The organism is Agrobacterium sp. 22-214-1, from assembly GCF_053522465.1.
Map to the genome: position 1 here is coordinate 159,003 of NZ_JBNWCK010000001.1, position 26,723 is coordinate 185,725.

The following is a 26,723-nucleotide window of genomic DNA, read 5'->3' on the forward strand; positions in this document are numbered from 1 at the left end:
AACATAGTGACGGATATCGTCGGATTGCTGTTACCGTTTTTCGGCCTGATCTTCATCGGCTACGGGGCGGCGCGCATCACGAAGCAGCCGGTCGAGGCGATGGGCTGGCTGAACACCTTCATCATCTATGCGGCGCTTCCGGCGCTGTTTTTCAAGCTGGTGTCGAAAACGCCGGTGGAAGAACTGGCGCGGATGGATTTCGTCGCGGCCAGTCTCGCCTGCACCTATGGTATTTTCTTGGCTGTGTTCCTGATCGGCCGGTTCGTGCGGAAAAACAGCGTTGCCGAAACCACGATCCAGAGTTTCGCGGCAAGCTACGGCAATATCGGCTATATGGGGCCGGGGCTTGCGCTTCTGGCGCTTGGTGAAAAGGCGGCGGTGCCGGTGGCGCTGATCGTCTGTCTGGAAAATGCCGCCCATTTCATCGTCGCGCCGGCGATGATGGCGGTTGCGGGCGGCGACAAGCGCTCTCCGGCAAGACTTGCGCTGGATGTGGCGCGCAAGGTCATCACCCACCCCTTCATCGTCTCCGTCATCGCCGGCTTTCTTGCCGCTTCGCTGTCATGGCAGCCGCCGGAGGCGGTGCAGCGGCTGGTGGATTATCTGGCGCAATCGGCGGCGCCCTGCGCATTGTTTGCCATGGGCGTGACGCTGGCGCTTCGGCCGATGAAACGGGTGCCGGTGGAAATCAGCTATATCGTGCCGGCAAAGCTGATCCTGCATCCGCTGGCCGCTTATCTCGTGCTCTCGTCGCTCGGGCGGTTCGAGCCGGTGTGGATCTATTCGGCCGTGCTTTTGGCCGCGCTGCCGACCGCGACGAATGTTTTCGTCATCGGCCAGCAATATCACGTCTGGCAGGAGCGGGCGTCGGCAACGATCCTGATCTCGACGGTGCTGTCGGTCCTCACGCTGACCGGCGTGGTGTATTTCATCCAGCCTTTTTGAAGCTGCCGAACAGCAGGGAGGGCAGGGCCTTCAGCCCGCGGCCCGGTTCGATGCCCTCGCGCATGACCATGCTTCTGAGCGTGCCGATGCCGGAAAGCACGTGAAGGCCCGCCGCGCGCGCCATCTGCACCGGCAGGAGATCGGAAAGCAGGGAGCGGTTCAGGAGATCGACGCTCAGCGTGCGGCTATACACATCCGCCCGCCGCCTGCGGTCGAAGCTGCTGCCGGCGTCGGCCGCAATCGGCCGGTCGGAGACGGCGCTCAGCAATTCCGTCAGCGCGATGATGTCGCGCAGGCTGAGGTTCAGCCCCTGCGCGCCGATGGGCGGAAAACCATGTGCAGCCTCGCCGATCAGGGCCACGCGGCCCTTGCCGAAGCGATGCGCCGTCATGGAAGAGAGCGGCCATGCCTGCACGCTGTCCTCGACGGTGACGGCTCCCAGCATGGATTGCATGCGCTCCTCGACCCGGAGGCTGAGCGCTTCCAGCGGCAGCGCCGTCAATTCCTCCGCCTGTTGCGGGGTGACGACCCAGACGAGGCTGGAGCGGTTGCCGGGCAGGGGAACCTGCGTGAAAGGGCCGGTGGGGATGTGGAATTCCGTCGAGACATTGCCATGCGACCGGCTATGGCCGAAGTTCAAAACAATGGCCGTCTGCGGATAGGACCAGGATTTGACGCCGATGCCGGCAGCATCCCGCACCATCGATTTGCGGCCATCCGCACCGATGAGGAAATCGGCAGAGAGCGTTTCCCCGTCCGCAAGCGTCACCGTCACGCGGTCGTTGCCGATGTCGATTGTCTCGGCGGACGTGTCGAGGCGGGTAATATTGTGTTCCTGCTCGACCGCTTCGCTCAGAACGCCGAGCAAAGCCTCGTTGGGGATGTTCCAGCCAAAGGCGTCCAGCCCGATTTCGGACGAACGGAACTGCACGGTGGGCGCACGCAGCAGGCGGTCGGTGCCGTCGATGATCTGCATGGTGGAAAGGCGTGCGGCTGACGGCGCGATGCGCGACCACAGGCCGAGACGGTCCATGAAGCGGATGGACTGGTCCATCAGCGCCGTGGTGCGCTGGTCCTTCCTGTTGCTGGAAGGTGCAATGAGCGCCACGTGGCGGCCCGCCCGCGCCAGCGCGATGGCCGCGATCTGGCCCGCAAGTCCCGCACCGGTGATGGCGATATCGAAGTGTCTCATGGTCCTGATCCGTTGTTATTTCCAAAGCATCATAAAGGCTTTGGTCGGGTAAATCCACTTCGGTCCCGGAACATCCGGTTGTGAAGATTCGTTGGTTGTGCCGCGATATTAGTCTTAGGATAAGCGGATTGAGCCGGTTGCAAAGCGTGGTGAATGGCCGCATACCGGAATGAACAGGCGGATGAAAAAACGGGGCACAGACGCTGACTATGAAAATTTTCAACTATAAGCGTGTTCCCTACGCGGAAATCCGCGCCTTTTCCGTCCATATGCTCACGGCCTCCGGCTCGTTCCTGGCTTTTCTCGGTGTGGTCGCCGCAGCCGAACACCGCTTCGTCGACATGTTCTGGTGGCTGGGGCTTGCGCTTCTGGTGGATGGCATCGACGGTCCCATCGCCCGCAAGGTCAGGGTGAAGGAAGTGCTGCCCAACTGGTCCGGCGATACGCTCGATAATATCATCGACTATGTTACCTATGTGCTGCTGCCCGCCTTTGCGCTTTACCAGAGTGGCATGATCGGCGAGCCGCTGTCCTTCGTGGCCGCCGGCATGATCGTGGTGTCGAGCGCCATTTATTATGCCGACATGGGCATGAAGACGGACGAATATTTCTTCTCCGGTTTTCCGGTGGTGTGGAACATGGTGGTGTTCACCCTGTTCGTCATGGACGCCAGCGCCACCACGGCGATGATTGTCGTTACCGTTTCGGTATTTTTGACATTCCTGCCGATCAACTTCCTGCATCCAGTGCGGGTGAAGCGATTGCGGCCGCTCAATCTCGCGGTGGTCTTCATCTGGTGCGCGCTTGGCGGTTATTCGCTGCTGATGCATTTCGAAACCCCGACCTGGGCTGTGATCGGCTTTGTGGCGAGCGGCATCTATCTTTATTGCATCGGTGGAATATTGCAGTTTTTCCCCTCGCTCGGCGCGAAATGAGAAAAGGGTAAAGCCGTTTATTGCTTGTGCAAATTGCATTTAAGCGGCTTCTTTTTCAGTTGTGCGCAGCAGCAAAACCGTTATCAATAAGTTCTGATCGCGTATCATTGCATACTTTTTGGTGCGGGATTGGGAACAATGACCGCAACCGTTTGAAACGCCTCGAAGAAGGCATGACGGTTGGTGAGAGAGGGAACTCGTGACTGGAACTTTGGCGCCGGAGGCCGTGCCTCTCCTGTCCGTTCGCAAGCTGACCAAGCTGTTCGGCAATTTCGCCGCCTGCAACGGCATCGATCTCGATATTGCGCCGGGCGAAATCCACGCGCTTCTGGGTGAAAACGGCGCGGGCAAATCCACGCTCGTCAAGATGCTGTTCGGCGTTCTCGCGCCGACCGAGGGCGATATTATCTGGCAGGGCCAGCCGGTTTCCGTAGGCTCACCCAGCGAGGCCCGCAGGCTCGGCATCGGCATGGTCTTCCAGCATTTTTCGCTGTTCGAGGCGCTGACGGTCGCTGAAAATATCGCCCTGTCGCTCGATCCGAAAATTTCATTGAAGGAAATCGCCGGGCAAGCGGAAACGCTGTCGCGCGCCTACGGTCTGCCGCTCGATCCCAATGCGCATGTGGCCGATCTTTCGGTCGGCGAGCGCCAGCGCATCGAAATCGTCCGAGCGCTTCTACAGAATCCGCGCCTCATCATTCTCGACGAGCCGACCTCGGTGCTGACGCCGCAGGAGGCCGACAAGCTGTTCGAGACGCTGGAGAAGCTGAAGGCCGAAGGCCGCTCCGTGCTTTATATCAGCCATCGTCTCGAAGAGGTGCAGCGTATCTGTGATCGCGCCACCGTCCTGCGTCATGGCAAGGTGACGGGCGCCTGCGATCCGCGCAGGGAAACGCCTGCATCTCTGGCGCGTATGATGGTCGGCAGCGATGTCGCGAGCGTTTCGCGGCCGATGGGAGCCGCGCTCGGGCAACCGCAGATCGAGGTCATGGGGCTTTCGGTTGCGCCACGCACGCCTTTTGCCGTGGCGCTGAAATCGATTTCGATGAATGTGCGCGCCGGCGAGGTGCTGGCGATTGCCGGCGTTGCCGGAAACGGGCAGGGCGAGCTGTTCGATGCGCTTTCGGGCGAATATCCGGTCTACAATAACGATGCGATCCATCTGCGCGGCAAGCCGGTCGGCCGCATCGGCATCAATGGCCGCCGGCTGATGGGCGCGGGTTTCGTGCCGGAAGAGCGCCATGGCCACGCCGCCGTTCCCGGCATGAGCCTTTCCGACAATCTGCTGCTGGCGCGGGCGCGCTCCGACCGCAAGGCGTTTCTGACCGGCGGTTTCCTGCGTATCGTGCGTGGTTCGGCCATCAGGGCGGCGGCGCGGCGTATTTCGGAAACCATGGATGTGCGCAAAAGCGGGGCAGATCCGCTGGCCGGTTCGCTGTCGGGCGGCAACCTGCAGAAATTCATCGTCGGGCGCGAGCTTGACCGCCAGCCTGCCGTGCTGGTGGTCAATCAGCCGACCTGGGGCGTGGATGCGGGCGCGGCAAGCCGCATTCGCCAGGCGCTTGTCGATCTTGCCAAGGCGGGTTCGGCCGTCATCGTCATCAGCCAGGATCTCGATGAAATATTCGAAGTCGCCACCAATATCGCGGTCATTTCCGACGGCAAGCTGTCAGAGACCCATCCCGTGGAAGACATGACGCTTGAAAAGATCGGCCTGCTGATGGGCGGCATCCACACACATTCGGGAGCCGCCCAGCATGCGCATTGAGCTTGAAAAACGGGCAGGGGTCTCGAGGCTTTTCACGCTGCTTTCGCCGCTTCTGGCGCTCACGCTGACACTGCTCGTCGGCGCCATCATGTTCGCCATGCTCGGCAAAAATCCGGCTCACGCGCTTTACGCCTTTTTCGTCGAGCCGCTGCTGGAAGTCTGGTCGCTGCACGAGCTGGCGATCAAGGCCGCGCCGCTGATCCTGATCGGAGTCGGCCTGTCGATCTGTTATCGCTCCAATAACTGGAATATTGGCGCGGAGGGGCAGTTCACCATCGGCGCGATCACCGGCTCCATCCTGCCGGTGCTTTATCCCGACTGGCATTCGCCGCTGCTTTTGCCTTTGATGCTGGTGATGGGCGCCGTGGGCGGCGCGCTTTATGCGGGTATTCCCGCACTTTTGAAGACGAAGTTCAACACCAATGAAATCCTAGTCAGCCTGATGCTGGTCTATGTCGCGCAGCTTTTCCTCGACTGGCTGACGCGCGGCATCTGGCGCGATCCGGGCGGCTACAATTTCCCGCAGACCAAGCCCTTCAACGACAGCGCCGTTCTGCCGGAAATGCTGGCCTCGGGCCGGGCGCATTGGGGTTTCGTTTTCGCCATCGTCGCGGCCATCGCGCTGTGGTTCATGATGCGCTACATGCTGAAGGGCTTCGAGGTTACCGTCCTCGGCCAGTCGGCGCGGGCAGGGCGCTTCGCCGGTTTTTCCTCCAGCCGCATGGTGTGGTTTTCGCTGCTGCTCTCCGGTGCGCTCGCGGGGCTTGCGGGCATATCGGAAGCCTCCGGTTCCATCGGCCATCTCCAGCCCAGCATTTCGCCGGGTTACGGCTTTACCGCCATCATCGTCGCCTTTCTCGGTCGTCTCAATCCGCTCGGCATCATCCTTTCCGGGCTGGTGCTGGCGCTGACCTATCTGGGCGGCGAGGCGGCTCAGCTTTCGATTGGCGTCTCCGACAAGGTGACGCGCGTGTTTCAGGGGCTGATGCTGTTCTTCGTGCTGTCCTGCGATACGCTGATCTTCTACCGCATAAGGGTGGTCTTTTCCGGCAAGGCGCATCGTAAAGAAGGAGCGGCATGATGGATATGCTTCAGGCCATTCTCCTCACCGTCATCACCGCCGCCACGCCGCTCGTCATCGCTGCTTCCGGCGAGCTGGTGACGGAGCGCTCAGGCGTCCTCAATCTCGGTGTCGAGGGCATGATGATCATGGGTGCGGTCTGCGCTTTCGCGGCCGCGCATATGACCGGGTCTCCCTATCTCGGCATTCTGGCCGGCATTGCCTCGGGTGCGGTTTTCTCGCTGCTCTTCGGTTTCCTGACACTGACGCTCGTTGCCAATCAGGTGGCGACGGGCCTTGCGCTCACCATTCTCGGCCTCGGCGTCTCGGGCATGCTGGGTGAAAGTTTCGTCGGCCTGCCGGGTGTGAAACTGCAGCCCATCGTCTTTCCGCTGCTATCGGACATTCCCTTCTTCGGTCCGCTGCTGTTCCGGCAGGATTTGATCTTTTACCTCTCCATCGCGCTTGTCGCCGGCATTGGCTGGTTTCTGTTCAAGAGCCGCACGGGCCTCAAAATCCGCGCCATCGGCGACAGTCACGCCTCGGCCCATGCGCTCGGCATCAATGTCATCCGCACCCGTTATCTCGCCGTCATGTTCGGCGGCGCCTGCGCGGGGCTTGCCGGTGCGCAGCTGTCGCTGGTCTATACGCCGCAATGGGTGGAAAACATGTCGGCTGGGCGCGGGTGGATTGCGCTGGCGCTCGTCGTCTTCGCTTCGTGGCGCCCATGGCGGGTGCTGGCGGGCGGTTACCTGTTCGGCGCCGTCACCATCGGCCAATTGCACGCGCAGGCCTTCGGCATCGGGGTGCCGTCGCAACTGCTTTCGGCACTACCTTACCTTGCAACTATTGTCGTGCTGGTCATCATCTCGCATAATCGCCGCACGACCTTGATCAACACGCCGGCCTCGCTTGGCAAATCCTTCGTGCCGGACAGGTGAAGCATTCTCACGTCTCCAAACCAACAGGGGTAAAAATGAAAAAACTGGTCATCGCACTCGCCGCTTCGGTTGCGGCTCTCGGCGGCGTCGTTTCCTCGGCGGAAGCCGCCGACGCCAAGAAGGTCTGCTTCATCTATGTCGGTTCAAAGACCGACGGCGGCTGGACGCAGGCACATGATATCGGCCGTCAGGAACTGCAGGCGCATTTCGGCGACAAGATCGAGACGCCTTTCCTTGAAAGCGTTCCGGAAGGCCCGGATGCCGAACGCGCCATCGAGCGCATGGCCCGCTCGGGCTGCGAACTGGTCTTCACCACCTCCTTCGGCTTCATGGATGCGACCGTGAAGGTCGCCCAGAAGTTCCCCAAGGTGAAGTTCGAACACGCCACCGGCTTCAAGACCGCCGAAAACGTCGCGACCTACAATTCGCGCTTCTATGAAGGCCGCTACATTCAGGGCCAGATCGCCGCGAAGATGTCGCAGAAGGGTCTCGCCGGTTACATCGCCTCCTTCCCGATCCCGGAAGTGGTGATGGGCATCGACGCCTTCGTGCTCGGCGCGCAGTCCGTCAATCCTGACTTCAAGGTGAAGGTCGTTTGGGCCAACACCTGGTTCGACCCCGGCAAGGAAGCCGATGCCGCCAAGGCGCTGATCGACCAGGGCGTCGACATTCTGACCCAGCACACCGACACCACCGCGCCGATGCAGGTTGCCGCAGAACGCGGCATCAAGGCCTTCGGCCAGGCCTCCGACATGATCGCGGCCGGTCCGAAGACGCAGCTTACCGCCATCAAGGACACCTGGGGCGCCTATTACATCAAGCGCACGCAGGCTCTTCTCGATGGCACCTGGAAGTCCGAATCCGTCTGGGACGGCCTGAAGGACGGCATCCTGACCATGGCGCCCTACACCAACATGCCCGATGACGTGAAGAAGATGGCCGAGGATACCGAAGCCAAGATCAAGTCGGGCGAGTTGCACCCCTTCACCGGCCCGGTGAAGAAGCAGGACGGTTCGGAATGGCTGAAGGCCGGTGAAAAGGCCGAGGACGGCGTTCTGCTCGGCCTCAACTTCTACGTCGCCGGCGTGGACGACAAGCTGCCGCAATAACGGGACTTTCCATTCCCGCTGATAACAGGCCGCGCATGAAATTCATGTGCGGCCTTTGTTATTTTCATATGTTTTACGCCGTGGACGAAGTTTGCCTTTGCTTTTCAGGCGACTTGATGTTTTTCACTATATTCTGACTTGAGATATACACGTCTGGCGCGATTTTTAAGATCGCCAACCGAACGGAAGGACATGGCACTTGCAGCGCGGAATGCTCGATGCAGCTATCGGTTTTCGAAAGCTGCGGACAAATCATGCACAGGTCGTTCACAAGCTCGGTCTCGATATCGTGTCCGGCACCTTCAAGACGGGCGATATCCTGCCGGGCGATGCCGAGCTGATGGAGCGGCTGAAAGTGTCGCGCACAGTGCTGCGCGAAGCGATGAAGACGCTGACCGCCAAGGGCATGATTTCCCCCAAAGCGCGTATCGGCACCCGGGTGACGGAGCGCGAAAGCTGGAACATGTTCGACAGCGAAGTGCTGCTCTGGCATTTCGAGGCGGGGGTCAGCGACGAATTTCTGCTGCATCTCTATGATATCCGTCAGGCTTTCGAGCCCTATGGCGCGGGGCTTGCCGCCATTAGGGCAAAGGACGCCGATATCGCCAAGCTCGCCGCTTACGCCAACGAGATGGGCAATACCGCCTATTCCAAGGAAAAGCGCGCGCTTGCGGATATGAATTTCCATGTCCTCATCACCGAAATGTCCGGCAATCCGTTCATGCGCACCGTCGGTTCGCTGATAAAGGCGGCTCTGGTGGGCATTTTCCGGATGAGCAACCCGGAAACCGATCCCAATGAGATTTCCGACGTCTCCGCCTCCCACCTGCGGCTCGTGGAGGCGTTTCGCCTGCGCGATGAGGCCGCGGCGCGCCGCGAGATGGAAAGGCTGATCGAAAACGGCCGCCAGCAGGTGCTGGAATTCACTGCCCGCAACCCCCGGCGATAAATCAGACCGCGGGAGCGGGATGCGATCCCGTTCCAATCACGTTTGATGAAAATCGGTGCGGAAATTTGGTGCAGATTTGCATGGTTTCTTAAGTGGGCCGCCGTTATAGCAATTCCGGAATGAAATTACCGATGCGCCCGTTCGTTTTGCCGGACGGCGTGAAGTCAAACATATGCCGCCGTCCTGGCCGCGCCGCGGCCGGTGACCGGGTGTTGGAGGTCTTATGGAGCGCAGCTCTCTAGCCGTTATTCTCGCAGCGGGCGACAGCACGCGCATGAAATCGTCGAAATCCAAGGTGCTGCATCCGGTCGCCGGGCGTCCGATGATCAGCCATGTGGTTGAGGCGGTGGCTGGATCTGGCGTCGGCACGGTGGCGCTGGTGGTCGGGCGCGATGCCGACAATGTTGCTGCCGCCGCAAGCATGAAGGGTCTTCAGGTCGAAGCTTTCCTGCAGACGGAACGCAAGGGCACCGGCCATGCGGTTCTTGCCGCACGCGCAGCCATCGAGCGCGGTTTCGACGATCTCATCGTTGCCTATGGCGATGTACCGCTCATCACTTCCGCAACGCTCGACCGGGCGCGTGAGGCGATTGCCGCCGGCGCCGATGTCGCCGTCATCGGTTTCCATACCGACCGCCCGACCGGTTACGGCCGGCTTCTGGTCAAGGATGGCGAACTTGTCGCTATCCGCGAGGAGAAGGACGCGACCGATGCGGAGCGTAAGGTCACCTGGTGCAATAGCGGATTGATGGCCATCAACGGCCGCAACGCGCTGGACCTGCTCGACCGGATCGGCAACAGCAATGTGAAAGGCGAATATTATCTGACCGATGTGGTCGAGATCGCCCGTTCCCTCGGCCGCCGCGCCGTCGCCATCGATGCGCCCGAAACGGAACTGGTCGGCTGCAACAACCGCGCCGAACTGGCCTTTATCGAGAAGCTCTGGCAGGGGCGCCGCCGCCACGAACTGATGGTGGACGGCGTTTCGATGATTGCGCCCGAAACCGTCTTCCTCTCCTATGACACGAAGATCGGTCAGGACGTTTTGATCGAACCGAATGTCGTCATCGGTCCCGGCGTCACCATCGAGCCGGGCGCCATCATCCATGCGTTTTCGCATCTGGAAGGGGCGCATGTCGCCGAAGGCGCAGCCGTCGGCCCCTATGCGCGGCTGCGTCCGGGTGCGAACCTGCACGCCAATGCCAAGGTGGGCAATTTCTGCGAGGTCAAGAAGGCGGAGATCGGCGAGGGCGCCAAGGTCAACCATCTGACCTATATCGGCGATGCATTCATCGGCGCGGGCAGCAATATCGGTGCGGGCACCATCACCTGCAACTACGACGGCTACAACAAGGCCGAAACGCGGATCGGTGCAAACAGTTTTATTGGTTCGAACTCGTCGCTGGTTGCTCCTGTCACCATTGGAGAGGGTGCCTATATCGCTTCCGGCAGCGTGATTACCGATGACGTGCCGGCCGATGCGCTAGCGTTCGGGCGCGCGCGGCAGGAGGTGAAACCCGGTCGCGCGACGGTGGTGCGCGAGCGGGCAAAAGCACTGAAGGAAGCGATTAAAAAGAAGTCCTGACGGACGTTACCAAACGATACCGAAAGTGACCGGCGCCATAATTGCGGATTGTTCGGGAACGGTTAGTAGTTTCGGCGAAGAGATCGCCGTCTGGAGAAATATATGTGCGGAATTGTCGGAATTGTCGGAACCCAGCCCGTTGCTGAACGGCTTGTCGATGCGCTGAAGCGTCTCGAATATCGTGGCTACGATTCAGCCGGCGTTGCAACGATCGACAATGGCGCGATGGACCGTCGCCGGGCGGAAGGAAAGCTGTTCAATCTGGAGAAAAGGCTTTCGGAAGAGCCACTGCCGGGCGTGGTCGGCATCGCTCACACCCGCTGGGCGACCCATGGCGTTCCGAACGAAACCAATGCCCATCCGCATTTCGTCGACGGCGTCGCCGTCGTCCATAATGGCATCATCGAAAACTTCGCGGAACTACGTGAAGAACTGACCGCCGGAGGCGCGAGCTTCACCACCCAGACCGATACCGAAGTGGTGGCGCAGCTTCTGGCGAAATATACCCGCGAGGGTCTCGGCCATCGCGAGGCGATGCTGAAGATGCTGAACCGCGTGACGGGCGCCTATGCGCTGGTGGTGATGTTCAAGGACGATCCCGGCACGCTTCTCTCGGCGCGCTCCGGCCCGCCGCTTGCCGTTGGTTACGGTCGGGGCGAAATGTTCCTTGGTTCCGACGCCATCGCGCTGTCACCCTTCACCAACGAGATCACCTATCTGGTGGATGGCGACTGCGCCATCGTGACCCGGCAGGGTGCGGAAATCATCGATTTCTCCGGCAAGCCGGTGAAGCGCGAGCGTCAGATTTCGCAGGCGACCGCCTATGTGGTCGACAAGGGCAACCATCGCCACTTCATGGAAAAGGAAATCTACGAGCAGCCGGAAGTCATTTCCCATGCGCTCAGCCATTACGTGGATTTTGCCTCGAAAACCGTGAAGCGGGCCGACACGGCCATCGATTTCGCCAAGCTTTCCGGTCTTGCCATTTCCGCCTGCGGCACCGCCTATCTGTCCGGCCTGATCGGCAAATACTGGTTCGAGCGTTATGCGCGTCTGCCGGTGGAAATCGATGTCGCCTCGGAATTCCGTTACCGCGAAATCCCGCTCGTTCCCACGCAGGCTGCGCTGTTCATTTCGCAATCCGGCGAAACCGCCGATACGCTGGCGGCCCTGCGTTATTGCCAGCAGGAAGGGCTGAAGATCGGCGCGGTGGTCAACACGCGTGAATCCACCATGGCGCGCGAATCCGATGCGATCTTCCCGATCCTTGCCGGTCCGGAAATCGGCGTCGCCTCCACCAAGGCCTTCACCTGCCAGCTTGCCGTGCTCGCTTCGCTTGCCGTTGCCGCCGGAAAAGCGCGCGGTACGGTCACGCTCCAGCAGGAAACCGAGCTGGTTCGCCATCTGACCGAGATGCCGCGTATCATGAGCAAGGTTCTCAACAGCATCCAGCCGCAGATCGAAGCGCTGTCGCGCGATCTGTCGCGTTTCAAGGATGTGCTTTATCTCGGCCGCGGCACCAGCTTCCCGCTGGCGCTGGAAGGCGCGCTGAAGCTCAAGGAAATCTCCTATATCCACGCCGAAGGCTATGCCGCGGGCGAGCTGAAGCATGGGCCCATAGCGCTGATCGACGAGAACATGCCGGTCATCGTCATCGCGCCACATGACCGTTTCTTCGAAAAGACCGTTTCGAACATGCAGGAGGTCGCCGCGCGCGGCGGCCGCATCATCTTCATCACCGATGAGAAGGGGGCTGCCGCTTCCAGGCTCGACACCATGGCGACGATCACGCTGCCCAATGTCGACGAGCTTATTGCGCCGATGGTCTTCTCGCTGCCGATCCAGCTGCTCGCCTATCACACCGCCGTCTTCATGGGCACGGATGTGGACCAGCCGCGCAATCTGGCGAAATCGGTAACGGTGGAATGATCATCCGGCCGGAGCGCCAGGGCGATGAAGAGGCGATCGGAGCGCTGACGGAAGCGGCATTCCGGGATATGCCGTTTAGCGACCAGACCGAACACCTGATCGTCGGCAGGCTGCGCAATGCGAATGCGCTCACCGTTTCTCTGGTGGCTGAGGATGGCGGGCAGATCGTCGGTCATATCGCTTTTTCGCCGGTCACCGTCTCGGATTCGGAAGGCCGCTGGTTTGCTCTCGGCCCGATTTCGGTCTCTCCGGAGAGGCAAGGTCAAGGCATTGGATCGCGCCTCGTGCATGAGGGGCTTTCAACGCTGGACCGGCTCGAAGCGGCCGGATGCATTCTGGCGGGTAGTCCTGCCTATTACGGCCGATTTGGATTTGAGCGTTTCGACGGCCTGCACAGCAAAGGCATTCCTGACAAATATTTGTTGGCCCTGCGCTTGCATGGTGGAACTCCATCCGGCATTGTCGGTTTTCATCCGGGTTTCGATGGCGACAACGCTTAATTCCGAACGGTAAATGACCGATATTCCAGTCAAAATTTCATTCGCAGCCCGCCTGCGCAATAGTTTCCTCACGGGCGTTCTGATCCTTGCGCCCGTCACCATCACCATGTGGCTGGTATGGAGCTTCCTGCAATGGGCCGATAGCTGGGTGAAGCCCTATATTCCGGCCCGTTACGATCCCGAGCAATATTTCGATGTGGCTATTCCCGGTTTCGGCCTGCTGATCGCCGTCATCGGCATCACCCTCATCGGCTTTCTCGGCAATAACCTCATCGGCAAATGGATTTTCGGCGTTGGCGAATCCATCCTCAACCGCATGCCGCTGGTGCGGCCGATCTACAAGAGCATCAAGCAGCTGTTCGAATCCGTCCTGAAGGAGCATTCGAACTCCTTCAAGAAGGTCGGCCTGATCGAGTTTCCGTCATCCGGCACCTGGGCGATGGTGTTCGTCGCCTCCGAGGCCAAGGGCGAGCTTGCCCATCGTTTCAATGAAATGGGCCAGCAGATGGTCGCCGTCTTCCTGCCGCCGACACCGGTGCCGACGGCCGGTTTCCTGCTGTTCGTGCCGAAAGACAAGATCGTCATGCTGGACATGACGCCGGAGGATGCAGCGAAACTGCTGATATCCGGCGGTCTGGTGGCCCCGGATTTCAAGCCGCCGAAGATGATTGCGCCGGTTTGAACGCTTTCGCAAGGCGCTAGATTCCTTCCTCCATTCTCACGGAGGATGTAAAGCCATACGGTTGACGAACCAATGTGGTTCACCAATAATCACAGTGAACCAAGAAGGGTTGCGATCATGACTGCATTCACTGTGCGTCTGCCTGATGAGGTTGCCGACAAACTCGACCAATTGGCGGAAAAACTTGATCGGTCGCGATCCTACATGGCGGCGCGGGCGATTGAGGACTTTGTCGCCCGCGAGGAGTGGCAGCTTGCTGAGATCGAGGCCGGTTTGGCGGAAGCCGATCGCGGCGAGTTCGGGACACCTGAGGATCTCGCAAACATTGTTGGGAAATATGTAAAATCCGCCCGGCCGTCATGAGTGACCGGCGAATTCGTTGGACCTTACGGGCACTGCGACGGCTCGATGAAATTGGTGCGCATATCGAAAGGGATAACCCAGCGGCTGCGGCCCGGGTGATTTCCCGCATTGTTTCTGCGGTTGATATGTTGATGGAGCAGCCGGCAATGGGACGGGTCGGGCGTATCAGGGGAACACGGGAAGCCGTGCTCCCCGACATTTCCTATATCATTGCCTATCGCGTGGGCGGGGATATCGAAATTCTGACGATCATCCACACATCGCAGCGTTGGCCTTCAGCACTTTAACCCAACAGTCTCCGGATTTCATGGTCAATCCTCGTCATCCAGATCATCCACTTCCGTCCCTGTATTGGTCGCGTGGAATACGGGAACGAAAAGCCGCATATAGACCAGCCGCACGCTCCAGCCTTCTTCCAGCGCCTGGCTCCAGGCCTTCTTGCGGCCGGGCTTCTTGAACGCCTTGCCGATCGCCTTTTTCTCGCTCTTCGCAAATGTCTCGGGCTGCAGGATATTCTGCGGCGAACAGAGCGCGTAGCCCTTGCGGAAGGCGGGTGGCGGGCGGCGGGGGTCGATCATGTTCATGGGCGTTCACTTTCAGCCGGCGTGCAGGAAGCGGATCGCTTCGTCGCGGCGGTGCAGGTAGAGCAGGGTGCGCAGCGCATTGCCGCGCGGGCCTGTGAGTTCGGGATCGCGTTCGATCACGTAAGCTGCGTCCTTGCGGGCGATTTCCAGAAGGTCGGCATGGGCCTCGAGGCTGGCGATGCGGAAGCCCGGCGTGCCGGACTGGCGGGTGCCGAGCAGCTCGCCTTCACCGCGCAGCTTCAAATCCTCCTCGGCGATCAGGAAGCCATCCTCGCTGTCACGCAGGATGGAGAGCCGGGCGCGGCCGTTTTCGCTGAGCGGGCCCTTATAGAGCAGGATGCAGGTGGAGGCCTCGTCGCCGCGCCCCACACGGCCGCGCAGCTGGTGCAGCTGGGCGAGGCCGAAACGCTCGGCGTGTTCGATGACCATGATTGTCGCATCCGGCACGTCGACGCCGACTTCCACCACGGTCGTCGCCACCAGCAGCCGGGTTTCGCCGTTCTTGAAGGCGAGCATGGCGGCGTCCTTCTCCGGGCCGCTCATGCGTCCATGGATCAGGCCGATATTGGCGCCGAGCATCTGCGAGAGAACCGCATGCCGCTCCTCCGCCGACATCAGGTCGGATTCTTCCGTTTCCTCCACCAGCGGGCAGATCCAGTAGGCTTTCTTGCCTTCCTTCAGCGCCGCGCGCAGTCGTTCCACGATGTCGCCGATTCGCTCAGTGGGGATCGTCACGGTCTGGATGGGCTTGCGGCCGGCCGGTTTTTCGGTGAGCTTGGAGACATCCATATCGCCGAAAGCGGCCAGAACCAGCGTGCGCGGAATAGGCGTGGCGGTCATGACCAGCATATGCGGCGTGATGCCCTTGGCGGTGAGGCGCAGGCGCTGGTGCACACCGAAGCGATGCTGCTCGTCCACCACTGCCAGCACAAGGTTCCTGTAACTCACGCTGTCCTGAAACAGCGCATGGGTGCCGATGACGATCTGCGCTTCGCCGGAAGCGACGCGCTCCTCGATCTCGCGGCGCTCCTTGCCCTTGGTGCGGCCGGTCAGCACTTCGACGGTGATGCCTGCTGCCTGAGCGAGTTTGGAGATGGTGGCGTAATGCTGCCGGGCAAGGATTTCGGTCGGCGCCATCAGCACCGCCTGTCCGCCGGCTTCCACGGCCGTTGCCATCGCCATCAGCGCCACCAGCGTCTTGCCGGCGCCGACATCGCCCTGCAGCAGGCGTAACATGCGGTCTTCGCCGGCCATGTCGGTCAGGATATCTTTCACCGCAGCGCTCTGGCTCGCCGTCAGCGAGAAGGGCAGTTGCGACAGGATTTTTGCGGCGACATCACCCTTGGCGCGGATCGGCTGGCCCGCCACCTTGCGCAGCCGCTGGCGCACCAGCGCCAGTGACAGCTGCCCGGCGAGGAATTCGTCATAGGCAAGCCGCCTGCGCGACGGGGCCTGCGGTTCGATATCGGCGCTGTCACGCGGGTCATGCAGCTCGCGGAAGCTTGAGGCGACATCGCCGAAGCCCTGCCGGGTCTTCAGCGTTTCATCGATCCATTCCGGAAAGACCGGCAGTTTCGACAGCCCGCCTTCAATGGCGCGGCGCAGCACCTTGGGCGATAGACCGGCGGTCATGGGATAGACCGCTTCCACCAAAGGCAGGTTTTCCGCCTCGGAAAGCTTCACCATGAAATCCGGATGCACCATGGAGGCACGGCCGTTGAACCAGTCCACCTTGCCGCTGACGAGAACCTCTTCATCGACGGGCAGGGCCTTGGACAGCCAGTCGCCCTTGGCGCGGAAGAAGGTCAGCGCCAGTTCGCCGGTCTCGTCATGCAGGAAGACGCGATAGGGCGCATTACGGTTTCCCGGCGGTGGCGGCTGGTGGCGGTCGACACGTCCCTGAATGGTGACAATGGCGCCGGGTGCTGCCAGCGCAATGCCGGGGCGGTTGCGGCGGTCGATGACGTTGGATGGCGCGTGGAAGAGGAGATCGATGACGCGGGTGTCGTCGGCACTTTCCCGACTGAGGAGCTTAGCCAGAAGATCGGCAAGTTTCGGCCCCACACCGGCAAGGGTGGAGACGGAGGCAAACAGCGGATCAAGAATGGCCGGGCGCATGGGTCAGCAAAATCGGGGAAGGGGGCGGCTTATGCAAGACTTCGCTCGCCACAAAGGCGGGTTATCACCGGCAGATTTTCACCGCCGTGGCATTATTTCGATAAAAACCGGTTCCCAAGCGTTCGCCTCCTGTTCTATAGGAGGTCGCAGTCAACATTCTGTTGAATAGCCAACCGAAAGGTGAATGCGATGACTGGACTGGTGCGCACGAGTGCCGACCTTGATCCGAGACGCCGGCGGATTCTTTACCGCTGCTGGCATCGGGGCATTCGCGAGATGGATCTGGTGCTCGGGCAATTCGCGGAAGACAATATTGCCGGGCTTTCCGATGAGCAGCTCGATGAGCTTGAGATCATCATGGCGGAAGAGGATAACGACCTCGTCAAGATGGTGACCGGCGCCCTTGCCATACCGAAAAAATTCCAGACCCCGCTGTTCGAGAAGATCGCCTCCTACCGTCCCGATTTCGATCTCGTCACCACTGACACCCTGAAAGCGTGAGAATATGATAGCCGGATTCGATGCAAAGCTGGTGTCGTCGGCCGATACGCCGCTGACCATCGGAAACGTGCCTTCCGGCATGGAAGCCCTTTTGCTTGCCGATATGGCGCGGGCCGGCACGTCGGTCGCCTATGTGATGTCGGATGGCCAGCGGGTCGCCGATCTCGAACAGATCCTCGGTTTCGTCGCACCTGACATTCCGGTGATGACGCTTCCGGCCTGGGACTGCCTGCCCTATGACCGCGTGTCACCGAGCGCCGATACCTCGGCGCGCCGGCTGGCGGCGCTCTCCGGTCTCATCTCTCACGCGAAGAAACCGCATCCGGCCATCGTGCTGGTCACCGTCAACGCCATGCTGCAGAAGATGGCGCCGCGCGACATTATCGAAAGCCTCGGCTTTTCGGCGAAGCCCGGCAACCAGATCCGCATGGAGGAGATTGCCGCGCGGCTGGAACGCAACGGTTTCGACCGGGTGGCGACGGTGCGCGAAGTGGGTGAATTCGCCGTGCGCGGCGGTATTCTCGATGTCTTCGTGCCGGGCACGGAAGAGCCGGTGCGGCTCGATTTCTTCGGCGATACGCTGGAAAGCATCCGCACCTTCGATCCGGCCAGCCAGCGCACCATCGGACAGGCGCGCTCGCTCGATTTGAACCCGATGAGCGAAGTGACGCTGACGCCGGATACGATCAGCCGTTTCCGCAAGAATTACCTGTCGCTATTCGGCGCGGCGACGCGAGACGATGCGCTTTATCAGGCCGTCTCCGAAGGCCGCCGTTATGCCGGCATGGAGCATTGGCTGCCATTGTTTTACGAGCAGCTGGAGACCGCTTTCGATTATCTGAAGGGCTTCCGCATCGTCACCGATCACACGGCGCGGGAGGCGGCGAAAGAGCGCTCCAAGCTCGTGCTCGATTATTACGATGCGCGCCGCAGTTCCGGCGAAACCAAGGGCTCGACGCAGGGTGCGCCCTACAAGCCGGTTTCGCCCGGCCAGCTCTATCTCGATGGAAAGAGCTTCGATGCCGCGCTCGCTGCCGTCAATGCGGTGCGTCTGACGCCTTTCAACGAGCAGGACAGCGAAGGCCGCCCGGTTGCCACGCTTGACGCCCATGTCGGGCCGCGCTGGGCGCGCCCGCCAACCGAGGGTGAGAGCGAAGAACGGGTCAATGTTTTCGATCTGGCGGTGAAGCACATTGCCGAGCGCCGCGCCAAGGGCTGGAAGGTGCTGATCACCGGCTGGTCGGAAGGTTCGCTCGACCGGCTGTTGCAGGTGCTGAACGAGCACGGGCTTGAGAAGATCAAGCCGGTTACCTCGCTGAAAGAGGTGGAGAAGCTTGGCAAGGGCGAGGCGGCCTCGGCGGTTCTGAGCCTTGAGGCGGGTTTCGAAACCGGAACGCTGGCCGTTATCGGCGAGCAGGATATTCTCGGCGACCGCATGGTGCGCCGCTCCAAGCGCCGCAAGCGCGGCGCGGATTTCATCTCGGAAGTGGCGGGGCTGGATGAGGGCTCACTGGTCGTCCATGCCGAACATGGCATCGGCCGCTTCGTCGGCCTGCGGACAATCGAGGCGGCGGGGGCGCCGCGGGCCTGTCTGGAACTGCATTATGCCGATGACGCCAAGCTGTTCCTGCCGGTTGAAAACATCGATCTTCTGTCGCGTTACGCTTCGGATGCGGCGGAAGCGCAGCTGGACAAGCTTGGCGGCGGCGCATGGCAGATGCGCAAGGCCAAGCTCAAGAAACGCCTGCTGGACATGGCAGACGAGCTTATCCGCATTGCGGCGGCGCGCCTGGTGCGCCATGCGCCGGTGCTGACGGCGCCGGATGGGCTTTACGACGAATTCGCCGCCCGTTTCCCCTATGACGAGACGGAAGACCAGTTGAACGCGATTGAGTCCATCCGCGAGGATCTGGGGGCCGGCCGGCCGATGGATCGCCTGATCTGCGGCGATGTCGGTTTCGGCAAGACCGAAGTGGCGCTTCGCGCCGCGTTCCTCGCCGCCATGAATGGCGTGCAGGTGGCGGTGGTGGTGCCGACCACGCTGCTTTCCCGCCAGCATTTCCGCACCTTCTCGGAACGTTTCCGTGGGTTGCCGATCCGGGTGCAGCAGGCTTCGCGCCTTGTCGGCTCCAAGGAACTGACGCTGACGAAAAAGGAAGTGGCTGATGGCAAGACGGATATCGTCGTCGGCACCCATGCGCTGCTCGGCGCGGGCATCAGCTTCGCCAATCTCGGTCTGCTGATCATCGACGAAGAGCAGCATTTCGGCGTCAAGCACAAGGAACGGCTGAAGGAGCTGAAGAGTGACGTGCATGTGCTGACGCTCTCCGCGACGCCTATTCCGCGCACCTTGCAGCTTGCCATGACCGGTGTTCGCGAATTGTCGCTCATCACCACGCCGCCGGTGGACCGCATGGCGGTTCGCACCTTCATTTCGCCCTTCGATCCGCTGGTGATCCGCGAAACGCTGATGCGCGAACATTATCGCGGTGGCCAGAGTTTTTACGTCTGCCCCCGTCTTGCCGATCTTGCCGACATTCACGCGTTCCTGCAATCGGATGTGCCGGAACTGAAGGTGGCGGTGGCGCATGGGCAGATGCCGGCCGGCGAACTGGAAGACATCATGAACGCCTTTTATGACGGCAAATATGATGTGCTGCTGTCGACCACCATCGTTGAATCCGGCCTCGATGTGCCGACCGCCAATACGCTGATCGTGCACCGCGCCGATATGTTCGGCCTTGCCCAGCTTTACCAGCTGCGCGGCCGTGTCGGACGTTCCAAGGTGCGCGCCTTCGCTCTCTTCACCCTGCCGGTCAACAAGGTGCTGACGACCATGGCGGAGCGGCGGCTGAAGGTGCTGCAATCGCTCGATACGCTGGGCGCCGGCTTCCAGCTGGCGAGCCACGACCTCGATATTCGCGGTGCGGGCAATCTGCTCGGCGAGGAACAGTCCGGCCATATCAAGGAAGTCGGTTTCGAGCTGTACCAGCAGATGCTGGAAGAGGCGGTTGCCGAAGTGAAGGGTGACGAGCAGGTGCAGGATAGCGGCTGGTCGCCGCAAATCTCGGTCGGCACCTCTGTCATGATCCCGGAGGATTATGTTCCGGATCTGCATCTGCGCATGGGTCTTTACCGCCGTCTCGGCGAGCTTGCGGATATAAGCGAGATCGATGGTTTCGGTGCGGAAATGATCGACCGTTTCGGCCCGTTGCCGAAAGAGGTGCAGCACCTCCTCAAGATCGTCTACATCAAGTCGCTCTGCCGCACCGCCAATGTCGAGAAGGTGGATGCCGGGCCGAAGGGCGTGGTCGTGCAGTTCCGCAACAAGGAATTCCCCAATCCGGCAGCGTTGGTCGCCTATATCGGCAAGCAGGGCACGATGGCGAAGATCCGCCCCGATCACAGCCTGTTCCTGACCCGCGACCTGCCGACGCCGGAAAAGCGGCTGGCGGGTGCGGGGATGGTCATGACACAGCTGGCGGAGCTGGCGCGTTCCTAACGCTTCGGGAGGTCGTCGACCCAAAGCAGACCGAGGCGCGTGGGGCTTACCCCCCTCTGTCCTGCCGGACATCTCCCCCTCAAGGGGGGAGATCGATCTGTGGCAAGGTCTCGCCCATCTGGAAGCTTGAAAATGAAGCGACAAAAGGGCCTCTTGCCGATCTCCCCCTTGAGGGGGAGATGCCCGGCAGGGCAGAGGGGGGTAAGCCCCACGCGCCTCGGTCCGCTGTTAATGGACAACCTCCCCAACGCCAACACCGACGCGGAAAGCGAAACGCAGCTTCCGGCCTTTGGCCGGTCGCTCGCGGCGCTCTGTTCAATGTCAGTGCATCCCTCGCCACTGGGCTGGCGTCACGCCTTCCCAGGTTCGAAACGCCCGATAGAACGAGCCTGTGTCCTGGAAACCCAGCAGGAAGGCAATCTCTTCAATTCCATTGCGTTTGTCTGAAAGCAGGTCGCGGCCGAGTTCCTGCCGTGCCTGCTCAATGAGCGCTCGATAGTTCGATCCCTGTTCGGTGATACGACGCTGCAGGGTTCTTTCGCTCATGCCGAGTTCGCGCGCCACCTCGGAAATCTCCGGCTTGCCGCTTGCGATGCGGCGTTTGATCAGAATCTTGACCTGCTCCGGCAGCGAGGATTGCGCCTCGATCTCCCCAAGGGAGGTCGCAAGCGCGGGCTCCAGTATAGCCAGCAGTTCGGGATTATGCCCGGCGAATGGAAGATCGAGATCGTCGCGTTTCAGCACCATGGCATTCTGCGGACAGCCGGTGCGGATGGGTGCGTTGAAATAACTCCGATGGACGTCGGAAGCAGGTTCACGGCGAATCATCTCCACCCGAACCGGGGTGACATGTCTGCCGGTGCCCCGCCGCCCCAGTTCCAGAAGGGCGGCGAAAGTGACGTCCGCCGCAGCGTCCGGCTCGGCCTCGTCAGTGTGCAACCATCTTACGGCGATCCGGGCCTCGCCGCCGCTTTCCGTTACCGAAAGCTCTTCCGGGGTGCACAGTCGCTTGAAGCGGGCCAGCCGGTGCAGCCCGTCGCGATAGTCGCGGGCGAAGAAGGCTGACATGGTGGCGGGTGGATGCATCGCCGTGTCTGTCTCGACCGTCATCCGGACGCCGATGGCCGGATCCTGCGACAGGTCCTCGACCGCCCGCCACAGGTCGAAATATTGCGCCGTGGTCAACCATGCGTCCGGGGCGATGTGCAGCGTTGCGGGAAGCTTCGCCTGCCGCAGCAGGGCCGGAGCGGGCAGCCCCATACGCTCCGCCGCCCGCCAGAAAGCCTGGGGCAGCCTGCACCTGTCGCTCAAATCCCTGCTCATGATCCGACCTCCGGCCTTCTTTCTACATCTGGCTTCTGATCAGCCTGTCGAAGGCCCGGTCGCCGAGCCATTTGCGCACGCCGATCATCAGCCGGGCGTATTTGCCGGCCGCATAACGTGTCTTCGGGCGGGCGGACCTGACCGCCTTGCTCACCACATCGGCAATGACCTCGGGATCGGTGCCCATACCCTTACCGTAGCTTCGGTCCATGGAAGCCGCAACGCTCTGCGCCATCTTCGCATAAGGGCCGTTTGCCGAGCGTTCGAGGAGACCCTGCGCTGCGGCCGCGCCGAAACCGGTCTCGATCAGGCCCGGCTCGACCACCACGACGCGAATGCCGAATGGCTCGGCTTCCAGCCGCAGACTGTCCGACCAGCCTTCCAGCGCGTGTTTGGTCGCGTGATACCAGGCACCCAGAACGGTGTAGATTTTGCCGCCCATCGAGGTGATGTTGACGATGGTGCCTTTGCCCCTTGCACGCATGGCCGGCATCAGGAGCTGGGTCAGGCGCGCGGTGCCGAAGACGTTGACCTCGAACTGGTAGCGCGCCTCGTTGAGCGGAATTTCCTCGACCGGGCCGTAGAGCCCGTAGCCGGCATTGTTCACCAGCACATCGACGCCACCGGATCGTGCGGTAATCGCGGCGACAGCGGCGACGATGTCTTCGTCGCTGGAGATGTCCATGCGCAGCGCAACCGCGCCGAGCTTTTCCAGGTCCGCCATCCTGTCTATGCTGCGCGCGGCGACATAGACGAGATAGCCATCGGCGATCAGGCGTTTGGCGATGCTTTTGCCCATGCCGGATGACGCGCCGGTAACGAGGGCGGTCGGTTGGGTTCGTATGTTCATGTCGGCACCTCTTGCTCTTGAATAGGGCCAACATAAGTCGCGCATCGTGCCATCGCAGTGGCGGAACACGCCATATTTATGGTGCAAGCCGCCAGGTCTCGTCTTTCAACCTTTGAGGGGCAACCTTATGAGGGGCAACCTCATGAGAGGTTTTCCGGCGTGATGCCAACGGCCACGTTCTGGTCAGTGGCGGCGATCGAAGCGGGCAGCGGCACCTTTCTCTGTTTCTCGCGGATCAGCGTCAACAGGCCGGAGCCGACGATGAGAGCGATGCCGACCAGCATCCAACCGTCGATACGGTCGCCGAAAATCAGGTAACCGAACAGGATGGCCCAGAGCATCTGGCTATATTGCGTCGGTCCGATCATGGCGGCGGGCGCATATTGGGCGGCATACATGACCAGCACGTTGCCAAGCGCGCCGAGCAGGCCGTATCCCGCCAGCAGCAGCCATTGCTCGCCGGCTGGCATGACAAAAGTCGGCACCATGGCGATGCCGCTGATAGTGAGACAGCCGAGCACACCGGCACCATAAAGCGAGACGTTCTTTTCCGACGGGCCCATGGCGCGGAAGATGACGATGCTGAGCGCGCCGCTGAAGCCGCCGATGATGGCGCCGAGATGGCCGACGCCGAGTTCGCGGAAGCCCGGACGCAGGATGACCAGCACGCCGAGGAAACCGATGATGACGGCCGACCAGCGCTTGATGCCCACCTGTTCCTTCAGGAACACCACCGACATGATGGTGACGAAGGAAGGGAGCAGGAAGATCAGCGCGAAGGCTTCCGCCATGGAAAGATGGGTGAAGGCGGTCACGCTGCCCACTGCGCCGGTCCCGGCTGCAAAAAAGCGGATGATCCACAAAGGGCGGTTCGTGGTTCTGACGATATCCACCCAGCGGTCGTTGCGCTTACGGATGAAGGGCAGGGCGGCAAAGCCGAAAAGGGCGCCGAAGAAGGCCGATTCGATCGGCGAGATCTGGCCTTCTATGAGTTTAACGCTTGCATCGCTCCAAGCGTAGGCAGCGAAGGCGGCAAAGGCGAGCAGAATGCCTTTCAGGGTCTGGTCGGACACGGAAACACCGGCGAAAAATCGAGTTGATGAAAACCGCCGGTGGTTTGACCGTCAGTTCATCGATCTATGCTCGTCCGCCTTGATTTTTGCAATATCCCGCAGTGCAGCAATCAATACATCCGGCGTTTGTGCACCGCTTATGGCGTATTTCTGGTCGATGATGAAGAAGGGCACGCCGGCGACGCCCATTTGCTGCGCCGCATCAATTTCGGCGATGACGGTGTCCTTGTCGGCGTCCGAGGCCAGAAGCCGGGCTACGACCTTGGCGTCCATGCCGGATTTTTCGGCCACATCGGTCAGCACCGCGTGATCGCCGATGTTGCGCCCTTCCTCGAAATTGGCCTTGAACAGGGCGGTGACGACCTTTTCCTGAACGTCGCGGCCTTCGGAATGCGCCCAGAGCGACAGCCGATGGGCGTCGAGCGTGTTCGGGCCGATCTTGATCGCATCGAAATCGTAATTGATGCCGACTTCCCTGCCGAGCTGTACCAGCGTGGCATGCGCCTGTTCCAGGCGTTCCTTGCCGAGCTTTTCCTCGAGAGCGGCTTTCTGGTCGACGCCTTCAGGCGGATAATCCGGGTTGAGGCGGTAAGGACGCCAGTTCACGTCGACGCTGATTTCGTCCTGCACCTCGGCAATGGCGAGATCGAGCCTTGCCTTGCCGAGATAACACCACGGGCAGACCATATCCGATACGACGTCGACAACGATGCGTTCCATGGTTTTATCTTCCCTTTTCTCTGCCGGGGATGGGTGGTGCGGTTTATTGCGCCCGCGCATCCCACCAGGTCTGTTTCTGATTGCCGGATATCGGCGTCATATCCGGGCGGTCGATATATTTCCAGCGGGCCACCCACTGCGCGCCGATATAATAGAGCGGAATGACATAGTGGCCGGCAACGAGAAGGCGGTCGTAACCGCGCACCGCCGCCTGAAAATCCTCCGTCGACCTTGCCTGCAGCAGGGCCTCGATCATGCGGTCTATATCGGGATTTGCGGCACCGGCATAGTTGAAGCTGCCCTGCGCATCCCGCGAGAGCGAACTCCAGCGGTTGAGCTGTTCCATGCCCGGTGAGAGCGAAGAGGGCAGGGAGCGGATGATCATGTCATAGTCGAAGCTGTTCGAGCGGGCCTGATATTGCCCGTCATCGACCGAGCGGATGCCCATGGCGACGCCGATCAGGTTGAGCGAGCGCTGATAGGCAAGCGCGATGCGCTCCTGCGCCGGGTTCTGCGTCATGATTTCGAAGGCAAGCTGACGGCCGTTGGCGTCGGACATCCTGCCGTTCTTGATGCTGTAGCCAGCCTCTTTCAGCTTGTCGACGGCCATTTTCAGAACTTTGCGGTCCGCGCCGGTGCTATCGGTGGTCGGCATGGCATAGGTTCCCGCCAGCAGTTCCGGCGGCATGGTTTTCGCCGCGTCGCCAAGCAGGGCAAGCTCGCGCTCGTCGGCGGCATTGCCATAGGCGCCGAGCGGGGAGTTCTGCCAGTAACTCTGCGTGCGCTTGAAGGAGCCGCCGAGGATGTTCTTGTTCATCCATTCGAAATCGAGCGCATAGGACAGGCCCTCACGCACCTTTTCGTCGGCGAAGACGGTGCGGCGGGTGTTGAAAACGAGGCCGAACATGCCGGTGGGCAGGCGCGGCTGGAAGACGTCCTTGACGATATCGCCGCGATGGACGGCCGGGAAATTGTAAGCCTGTCCCCAGTGGGAGGTATCGGAAGTGCCGTTGATGGCGTCGCCTTCAGGATAAATGTCGATATCGCCCTTCTTGAAGGCCTCGAACATGGTGGTGACCTGCAGGAAATAGGTGACGCTGATCTCGTCGTAATTGTCGAAGCCGACTTTGCCGGGAATATCCTTGCCCCAATAATCCGGGTTCCGCTCCCAGATGATTCGTTCGCCCGGCCGCAGGGTTTTGATTCGGTATGGACCCGAACCGACGACCGGACCGAGGCCCGCCTGCTCGAATTTTTCCGGATCGATCGCATGTTTCGGCAGGATCGGGGTGGAGGAGGCGAGAATGAGCGGCGTTTCGCGGTTCGCCTTGTCATTGAAGGTGAAACGCACGCTGCGATCGCCGATCTTTTCCAGCTTCGCCACGCCGTCGAGCCGGGTGTTGAAGGGCGGGCGGCCTTTTTCCTTCAGGAGATTGAAGGTGAAGATCACGTCATCTGCGGTCACGGGCTCGCCGTCGGACCATTTTGCCTTCGGGTTGAGGTTGAACTGGACGAAGCTGCGCTCCTCATCCCACTCCGCGGTTTCGGCCAGCAGGCCGTAAAGGCTGAAAGGCTCGTCGCTGGAGCGCAGCATCAGCGGTTCGTAAAGAAGATTGCCGAATTCCGGGTCCCAGACGCCGCGTGCGGTGGTACGCATTCCCTTGAGAACGAAGGGATTGAGGCTGTCGAAGGTGCCGACGACGCCATAGGAGATGCGGCCGCCTTTCTTTACGTCCGGATTGACGTAAGGGAGGTGGCGGAAATCTGCCGGCAGGGCGGGCGTGCCATGCATGGAAATGCCGTGAAGCGGCTGTGCCAGGGCGGTTCCGGCGGGAAGCAGGGATGATCCCAGAAGGAACAATGCGGGGATGAGGGCCGCAAGGTTGCGCATGTCACTATCCTGTCTCAACGGTCAGTCCGATATGTGGACCTGACCGGTTTATCGTCATGATTCTGGCAGATATGTAGCACACGGACATTGCATGACCCATGCAACGGCGGGAAATCTTGGGTCAGCTCAAGAAAAAGTTAAAGAAGTGCTGGATATCGCCGCGATCGGCATGTAACAGGGGGACCGGAAGAGACGGGTCACGC

General features: G+C 61.1%; 23 protein-coding genes. 15 read left to right on the forward strand and 8 right to left on the reverse strand.

Annotation, left to right across the window (positions count from 1 at the left end):
- Positions 1-6 precede the first annotated feature (6 nt).
- Positions 7-945, forward strand: coding sequence for an AEC family transporter (locus ACQZ5G_RS00855; RefSeq protein ID WP_448736699.1), 939 nt, complete (start codon positions 7-9; stop codon positions 943-945).
- Here ACQZ5G_RS00855 and ACQZ5G_RS00860 read toward each other — a convergent pair.
- Positions 929-2,137, reverse strand: a complete 1,209-nt coding sequence (locus ACQZ5G_RS00860; protein ID WP_448736700.1) for a UbiH/UbiF family hydroxylase — start codon at positions 2,135-2,137, stop codon at positions 929-931. The two genes, ACQZ5G_RS00855 and ACQZ5G_RS00860, sit on opposite strands and share 17 nt — an antisense overlap.
- A gap of 209 nt (positions 2,138-2,346) precedes the next feature.
- Here ACQZ5G_RS00860 and pcsA point away from each other — a divergent pair, with 209 nt between their 5' ends.
- From pcsA to ACQZ5G_RS00920, 12 genes are all read left to right on the forward strand, one after another.
- Positions 2,347-3,072, forward strand: a complete 726-nt coding sequence (gene pcsA / locus ACQZ5G_RS00865) for a phosphatidylcholine synthase (RefSeq protein ID WP_304982734.1) — start codon at positions 2,347-2,349, stop codon at positions 3,070-3,072.
- Positions 3,073-3,283: 211 nt separating this feature from the next.
- A complete protein-coding gene (locus tag ACQZ5G_RS00870; RefSeq protein WP_448737062.1) occupies positions 3,284-4,840 on the forward strand; it encodes an ABC transporter ATP-binding protein in 1,557 nt (518 codons plus the stop codon).
- Positions 4,830-5,921: an ABC transporter permease gene (locus ACQZ5G_RS00875; RefSeq protein ID WP_448736701.1), complete on the forward strand. Its 1,092-nt coding sequence runs from the start codon at positions 4,830-4,832 to the stop codon at positions 5,919-5,921. Before ACQZ5G_RS00870 ends, ACQZ5G_RS00875 begins: the two co-directional genes overlap by 11 nt.
- Positions 5,921-6,841 (forward strand): ABC transporter permease, encoded by a 921-nt coding sequence (locus ACQZ5G_RS00880; RefSeq protein ID WP_003523440.1) that lies wholly within the window; start codon positions 5,921-5,923, stop codon positions 6,839-6,841. Before ACQZ5G_RS00875 ends, ACQZ5G_RS00880 begins: the two co-directional genes overlap by 1 nt.
- Before the next feature lie 35 nt (positions 6,842-6,876).
- Positions 6,877-7,950: a BMP family ABC transporter substrate-binding protein gene (locus ACQZ5G_RS00885; protein ID WP_003523439.1), complete on the forward strand. Its 1,074-nt coding sequence runs from the start codon at positions 6,877-6,879 to the stop codon at positions 7,948-7,950.
- 211 nt (positions 7,951-8,161) lie between these two features.
- Positions 8,162-8,899 (forward strand): FadR/GntR family transcriptional regulator, encoded by a 738-nt coding sequence (locus ACQZ5G_RS00890; protein WP_059760295.1) that lies wholly within the window; start codon positions 8,162-8,164, stop codon positions 8,897-8,899.
- Positions 8,900-9,122: 223 nt separating this feature from the next.
- Entirely contained in the window at positions 9,123-10,484 is a 1,362-nt protein-coding gene (gene glmU / locus ACQZ5G_RS00895; RefSeq protein WP_448736702.1) for a bifunctional UDP-N-acetylglucosamine diphosphorylase/glucosamine-1-phosphate N-acetyltransferase GlmU, read from the forward strand.
- Between the two features lie 102 nt (positions 10,485-10,586).
- The gene (gene glmS, locus ACQZ5G_RS00900; protein ID WP_448736703.1) at positions 10,587-12,413 is read left to right on the forward strand and encodes a glutamine--fructose-6-phosphate transaminase (isomerizing); all 1,827 of its coding nucleotides are present in this window, start codon (positions 10,587-10,589) and stop codon (positions 12,411-12,413) included.
- Complete coding sequence (locus tag ACQZ5G_RS00905) at positions 12,410-12,913, forward strand: GNAT family N-acetyltransferase (protein WP_448736704.1); 504 nt, start codon at positions 12,410-12,412, stop codon at positions 12,911-12,913. Before glmS ends, ACQZ5G_RS00905 begins: the two co-directional genes overlap by 4 nt.
- Before the next feature lie 13 nt (positions 12,914-12,926).
- Positions 12,927-13,595, forward strand: coding sequence for a DUF502 domain-containing protein (locus ACQZ5G_RS00910; RefSeq protein WP_059760288.1), 669 nt, complete (start codon positions 12,927-12,929; stop codon positions 13,593-13,595).
- 114 nt (positions 13,596-13,709) lie between these two features.
- A complete protein-coding gene (locus ACQZ5G_RS00915; RefSeq protein WP_448737063.1) occupies positions 13,710-13,958 on the forward strand; it encodes a CopG family ribbon-helix-helix protein in 249 nt (82 codons plus the stop codon).
- Positions 13,955-14,245, forward strand: coding sequence for a type II toxin-antitoxin system RelE/ParE family toxin (locus tag ACQZ5G_RS00920; protein WP_035239674.1), 291 nt, complete (start codon positions 13,955-13,957; stop codon positions 14,243-14,245). The genes ACQZ5G_RS00915 and ACQZ5G_RS00920 overlap by 4 nt, the downstream gene beginning before the upstream one ends.
- A gap of 24 nt (positions 14,246-14,269) precedes the next feature.
- Here the strand turns inward: ACQZ5G_RS00920 and ACQZ5G_RS00925 are convergent, their stop codons facing one another.
- On the reverse strand, positions 14,270-14,542 hold the full coding sequence (locus tag ACQZ5G_RS00925; protein ID WP_003523431.1) for a hypothetical protein: 273 nt from the start codon (positions 14,540-14,542) through the stop codon (positions 14,270-14,272).
- Between the two features lie 12 nt (positions 14,543-14,554).
- Positions 14,555-16,660, reverse strand: coding sequence for an ATP-dependent DNA helicase RecG (gene recG / locus ACQZ5G_RS00930; RefSeq protein WP_448736705.1), 2,106 nt, complete (start codon positions 16,658-16,660; stop codon positions 14,555-14,557).
- 189 nt (positions 16,661-16,849) lie between these two features.
- Between recG and ACQZ5G_RS00935 the strand changes: the two genes are divergently transcribed.
- On the forward strand, positions 16,850-17,161 hold the full coding sequence (locus ACQZ5G_RS00935; RefSeq protein WP_003523429.1) for an FAD assembly factor SdhE: 312 nt from the start codon (positions 16,850-16,852) through the stop codon (positions 17,159-17,161).
- Positions 17,162-17,165: 4 nt separating this feature from the next.
- Positions 17,166-20,663: a transcription-repair coupling factor gene (gene mfd / locus ACQZ5G_RS00940; protein WP_448736706.1), complete on the forward strand. Its 3,498-nt coding sequence runs from the start codon at positions 17,166-17,168 to the stop codon at positions 20,661-20,663.
- Between the two features lie 321 nt (positions 20,664-20,984).
- On the opposite strand, the gene ACQZ5G_RS00945 is transcribed toward mfd, so the two are convergent.
- From ACQZ5G_RS00945 to ACQZ5G_RS00965, 5 genes are all read right to left on the reverse strand, one after another.
- Complete coding sequence (locus tag ACQZ5G_RS00945) at positions 20,985-21,923, reverse strand: AraC family transcriptional regulator ligand-binding domain-containing protein (RefSeq protein ID WP_448737064.1); 939 nt, start codon at positions 21,921-21,923, stop codon at positions 20,985-20,987.
- Between the two features lie 85 nt (positions 21,924-22,008).
- The gene (locus ACQZ5G_RS00950) at positions 22,009-22,836 is read right to left on the reverse strand and encodes an oxidoreductase (protein WP_448736707.1); all 828 of its coding nucleotides are present in this window, start codon (positions 22,834-22,836) and stop codon (positions 22,009-22,011) included.
- Positions 22,837-22,976: 140 nt separating this feature from the next.
- Positions 22,977-23,909 carry a DMT family transporter gene (locus ACQZ5G_RS00955; protein ID WP_448736708.1) on the reverse strand — a complete coding sequence of 311 codons (933 nt, stop codon included), beginning with the start codon at positions 23,907-23,909 and terminating at the stop codon, positions 22,977-22,979.
- 51 nt (positions 23,910-23,960) lie between these two features.
- Positions 23,961-24,629 (reverse strand): DsbA family oxidoreductase, encoded by a 669-nt coding sequence (locus ACQZ5G_RS00960; protein ID WP_065655161.1) that lies wholly within the window; start codon positions 24,627-24,629, stop codon positions 23,961-23,963.
- Between the two features lie 43 nt (positions 24,630-24,672).
- Positions 24,673-26,520, reverse strand: coding sequence for an extracellular solute-binding protein (locus ACQZ5G_RS00965; RefSeq protein ID WP_448736709.1), 1,848 nt, complete (start codon positions 26,518-26,520; stop codon positions 24,673-24,675).
- Positions 26,521-26,723: the final 203 nt, after the last annotated feature.

Excerpts from the sequence above, each read along its gene's own strand:
- ACQZ5G_RS00910 (WP_059760288.1), top strand. The coding sequence starts at position 12,927 with ATGACCGATATTCCAGTCAAAATTTCATTCGCAGCCCGCCTGCGCAAT.
- ACQZ5G_RS00945 (WP_448737064.1), bottom strand. The coding sequence starts at position 21,923 with ATGGGGCTGCCCGCTCCGGCCCTGCTGCGGCAGGCGAAGCTTCCCGCA.
- mfd (WP_448736706.1), top strand. The coding sequence starts at position 17,166 with ATGATAGCCGGATTCGATGCAAAGCTGGTGTCGTCGGCCGATACGCCG.
- ACQZ5G_RS00965 (WP_448736709.1), bottom strand. The coding sequence starts at position 26,520 with ATGCGCAACCTTGCGGCCCTCATCCCCGCATTGTTCCTTCTGGGATCA.
- ACQZ5G_RS00875 (WP_448736701.1), top strand. The coding sequence starts at position 4,830 with ATGCGCATTGAGCTTGAAAAACGGGCAGGGGTCTCGAGGCTTTTCACG.
- ACQZ5G_RS00950 (WP_448736707.1), bottom strand. The coding sequence starts at position 22,836 with ATGAACATACGAACCCAACCGACCGCCCTCGTTACCGGCGCGTCATCC.
- ACQZ5G_RS00890 (WP_059760295.1), top strand. The coding sequence starts at position 8,162 with ATGCTCGATGCAGCTATCGGTTTTCGAAAGCTGCGGACAAATCATGCA.
- ACQZ5G_RS00935 (WP_003523429.1), top strand. The coding sequence starts at position 16,850 with ATGACTGGACTGGTGCGCACGAGTGCCGACCTTGATCCGAGACGCCGG.
- ACQZ5G_RS00860 (WP_448736700.1), bottom strand. The coding sequence starts at position 2,137 with ATGAGACACTTCGATATCGCCATCACCGGTGCGGGACTTGCGGGCCAG.
- ACQZ5G_RS00880 (WP_003523440.1), top strand. The coding sequence starts at position 5,921 with ATGGATATGCTTCAGGCCATTCTCCTCACCGTCATCACCGCCGCCACG.
- glmS (WP_448736703.1), top strand. The coding sequence starts at position 10,587 with ATGTGCGGAATTGTCGGAATTGTCGGAACCCAGCCCGTTGCTGAACGG.
- ACQZ5G_RS00920 (WP_035239674.1), top strand. The coding sequence starts at position 13,955 with ATGAGTGACCGGCGAATTCGTTGGACCTTACGGGCACTGCGACGGCTC.
- pcsA (WP_304982734.1), top strand. The coding sequence starts at position 2,347 with ATGAAAATTTTCAACTATAAGCGTGTTCCCTACGCGGAAATCCGCGCC.
- glmU (WP_448736702.1), top strand. The coding sequence starts at position 9,123 with ATGGAGCGCAGCTCTCTAGCCGTTATTCTCGCAGCGGGCGACAGCACG.
- ACQZ5G_RS00885 (WP_003523439.1), top strand. The coding sequence starts at position 6,877 with ATGAAAAAACTGGTCATCGCACTCGCCGCTTCGGTTGCGGCTCTCGGC.
- ACQZ5G_RS00925 (WP_003523431.1), bottom strand. The coding sequence starts at position 14,542 with ATGAACATGATCGACCCCCGCCGCCCGCCACCCGCCTTCCGCAAGGGC.
- recG (WP_448736705.1), bottom strand. The coding sequence starts at position 16,660 with ATGCGCCCGGCCATTCTTGATCCGCTGTTTGCCTCCGTCTCCACCCTT.
- ACQZ5G_RS00905 (WP_448736704.1), top strand. The coding sequence starts at position 12,410 with ATGATCATCCGGCCGGAGCGCCAGGGCGATGAAGAGGCGATCGGAGCG.
- ACQZ5G_RS00960 (WP_065655161.1), bottom strand. The coding sequence starts at position 24,629 with ATGGAACGCATCGTTGTCGACGTCGTATCGGATATGGTCTGCCCGTGG.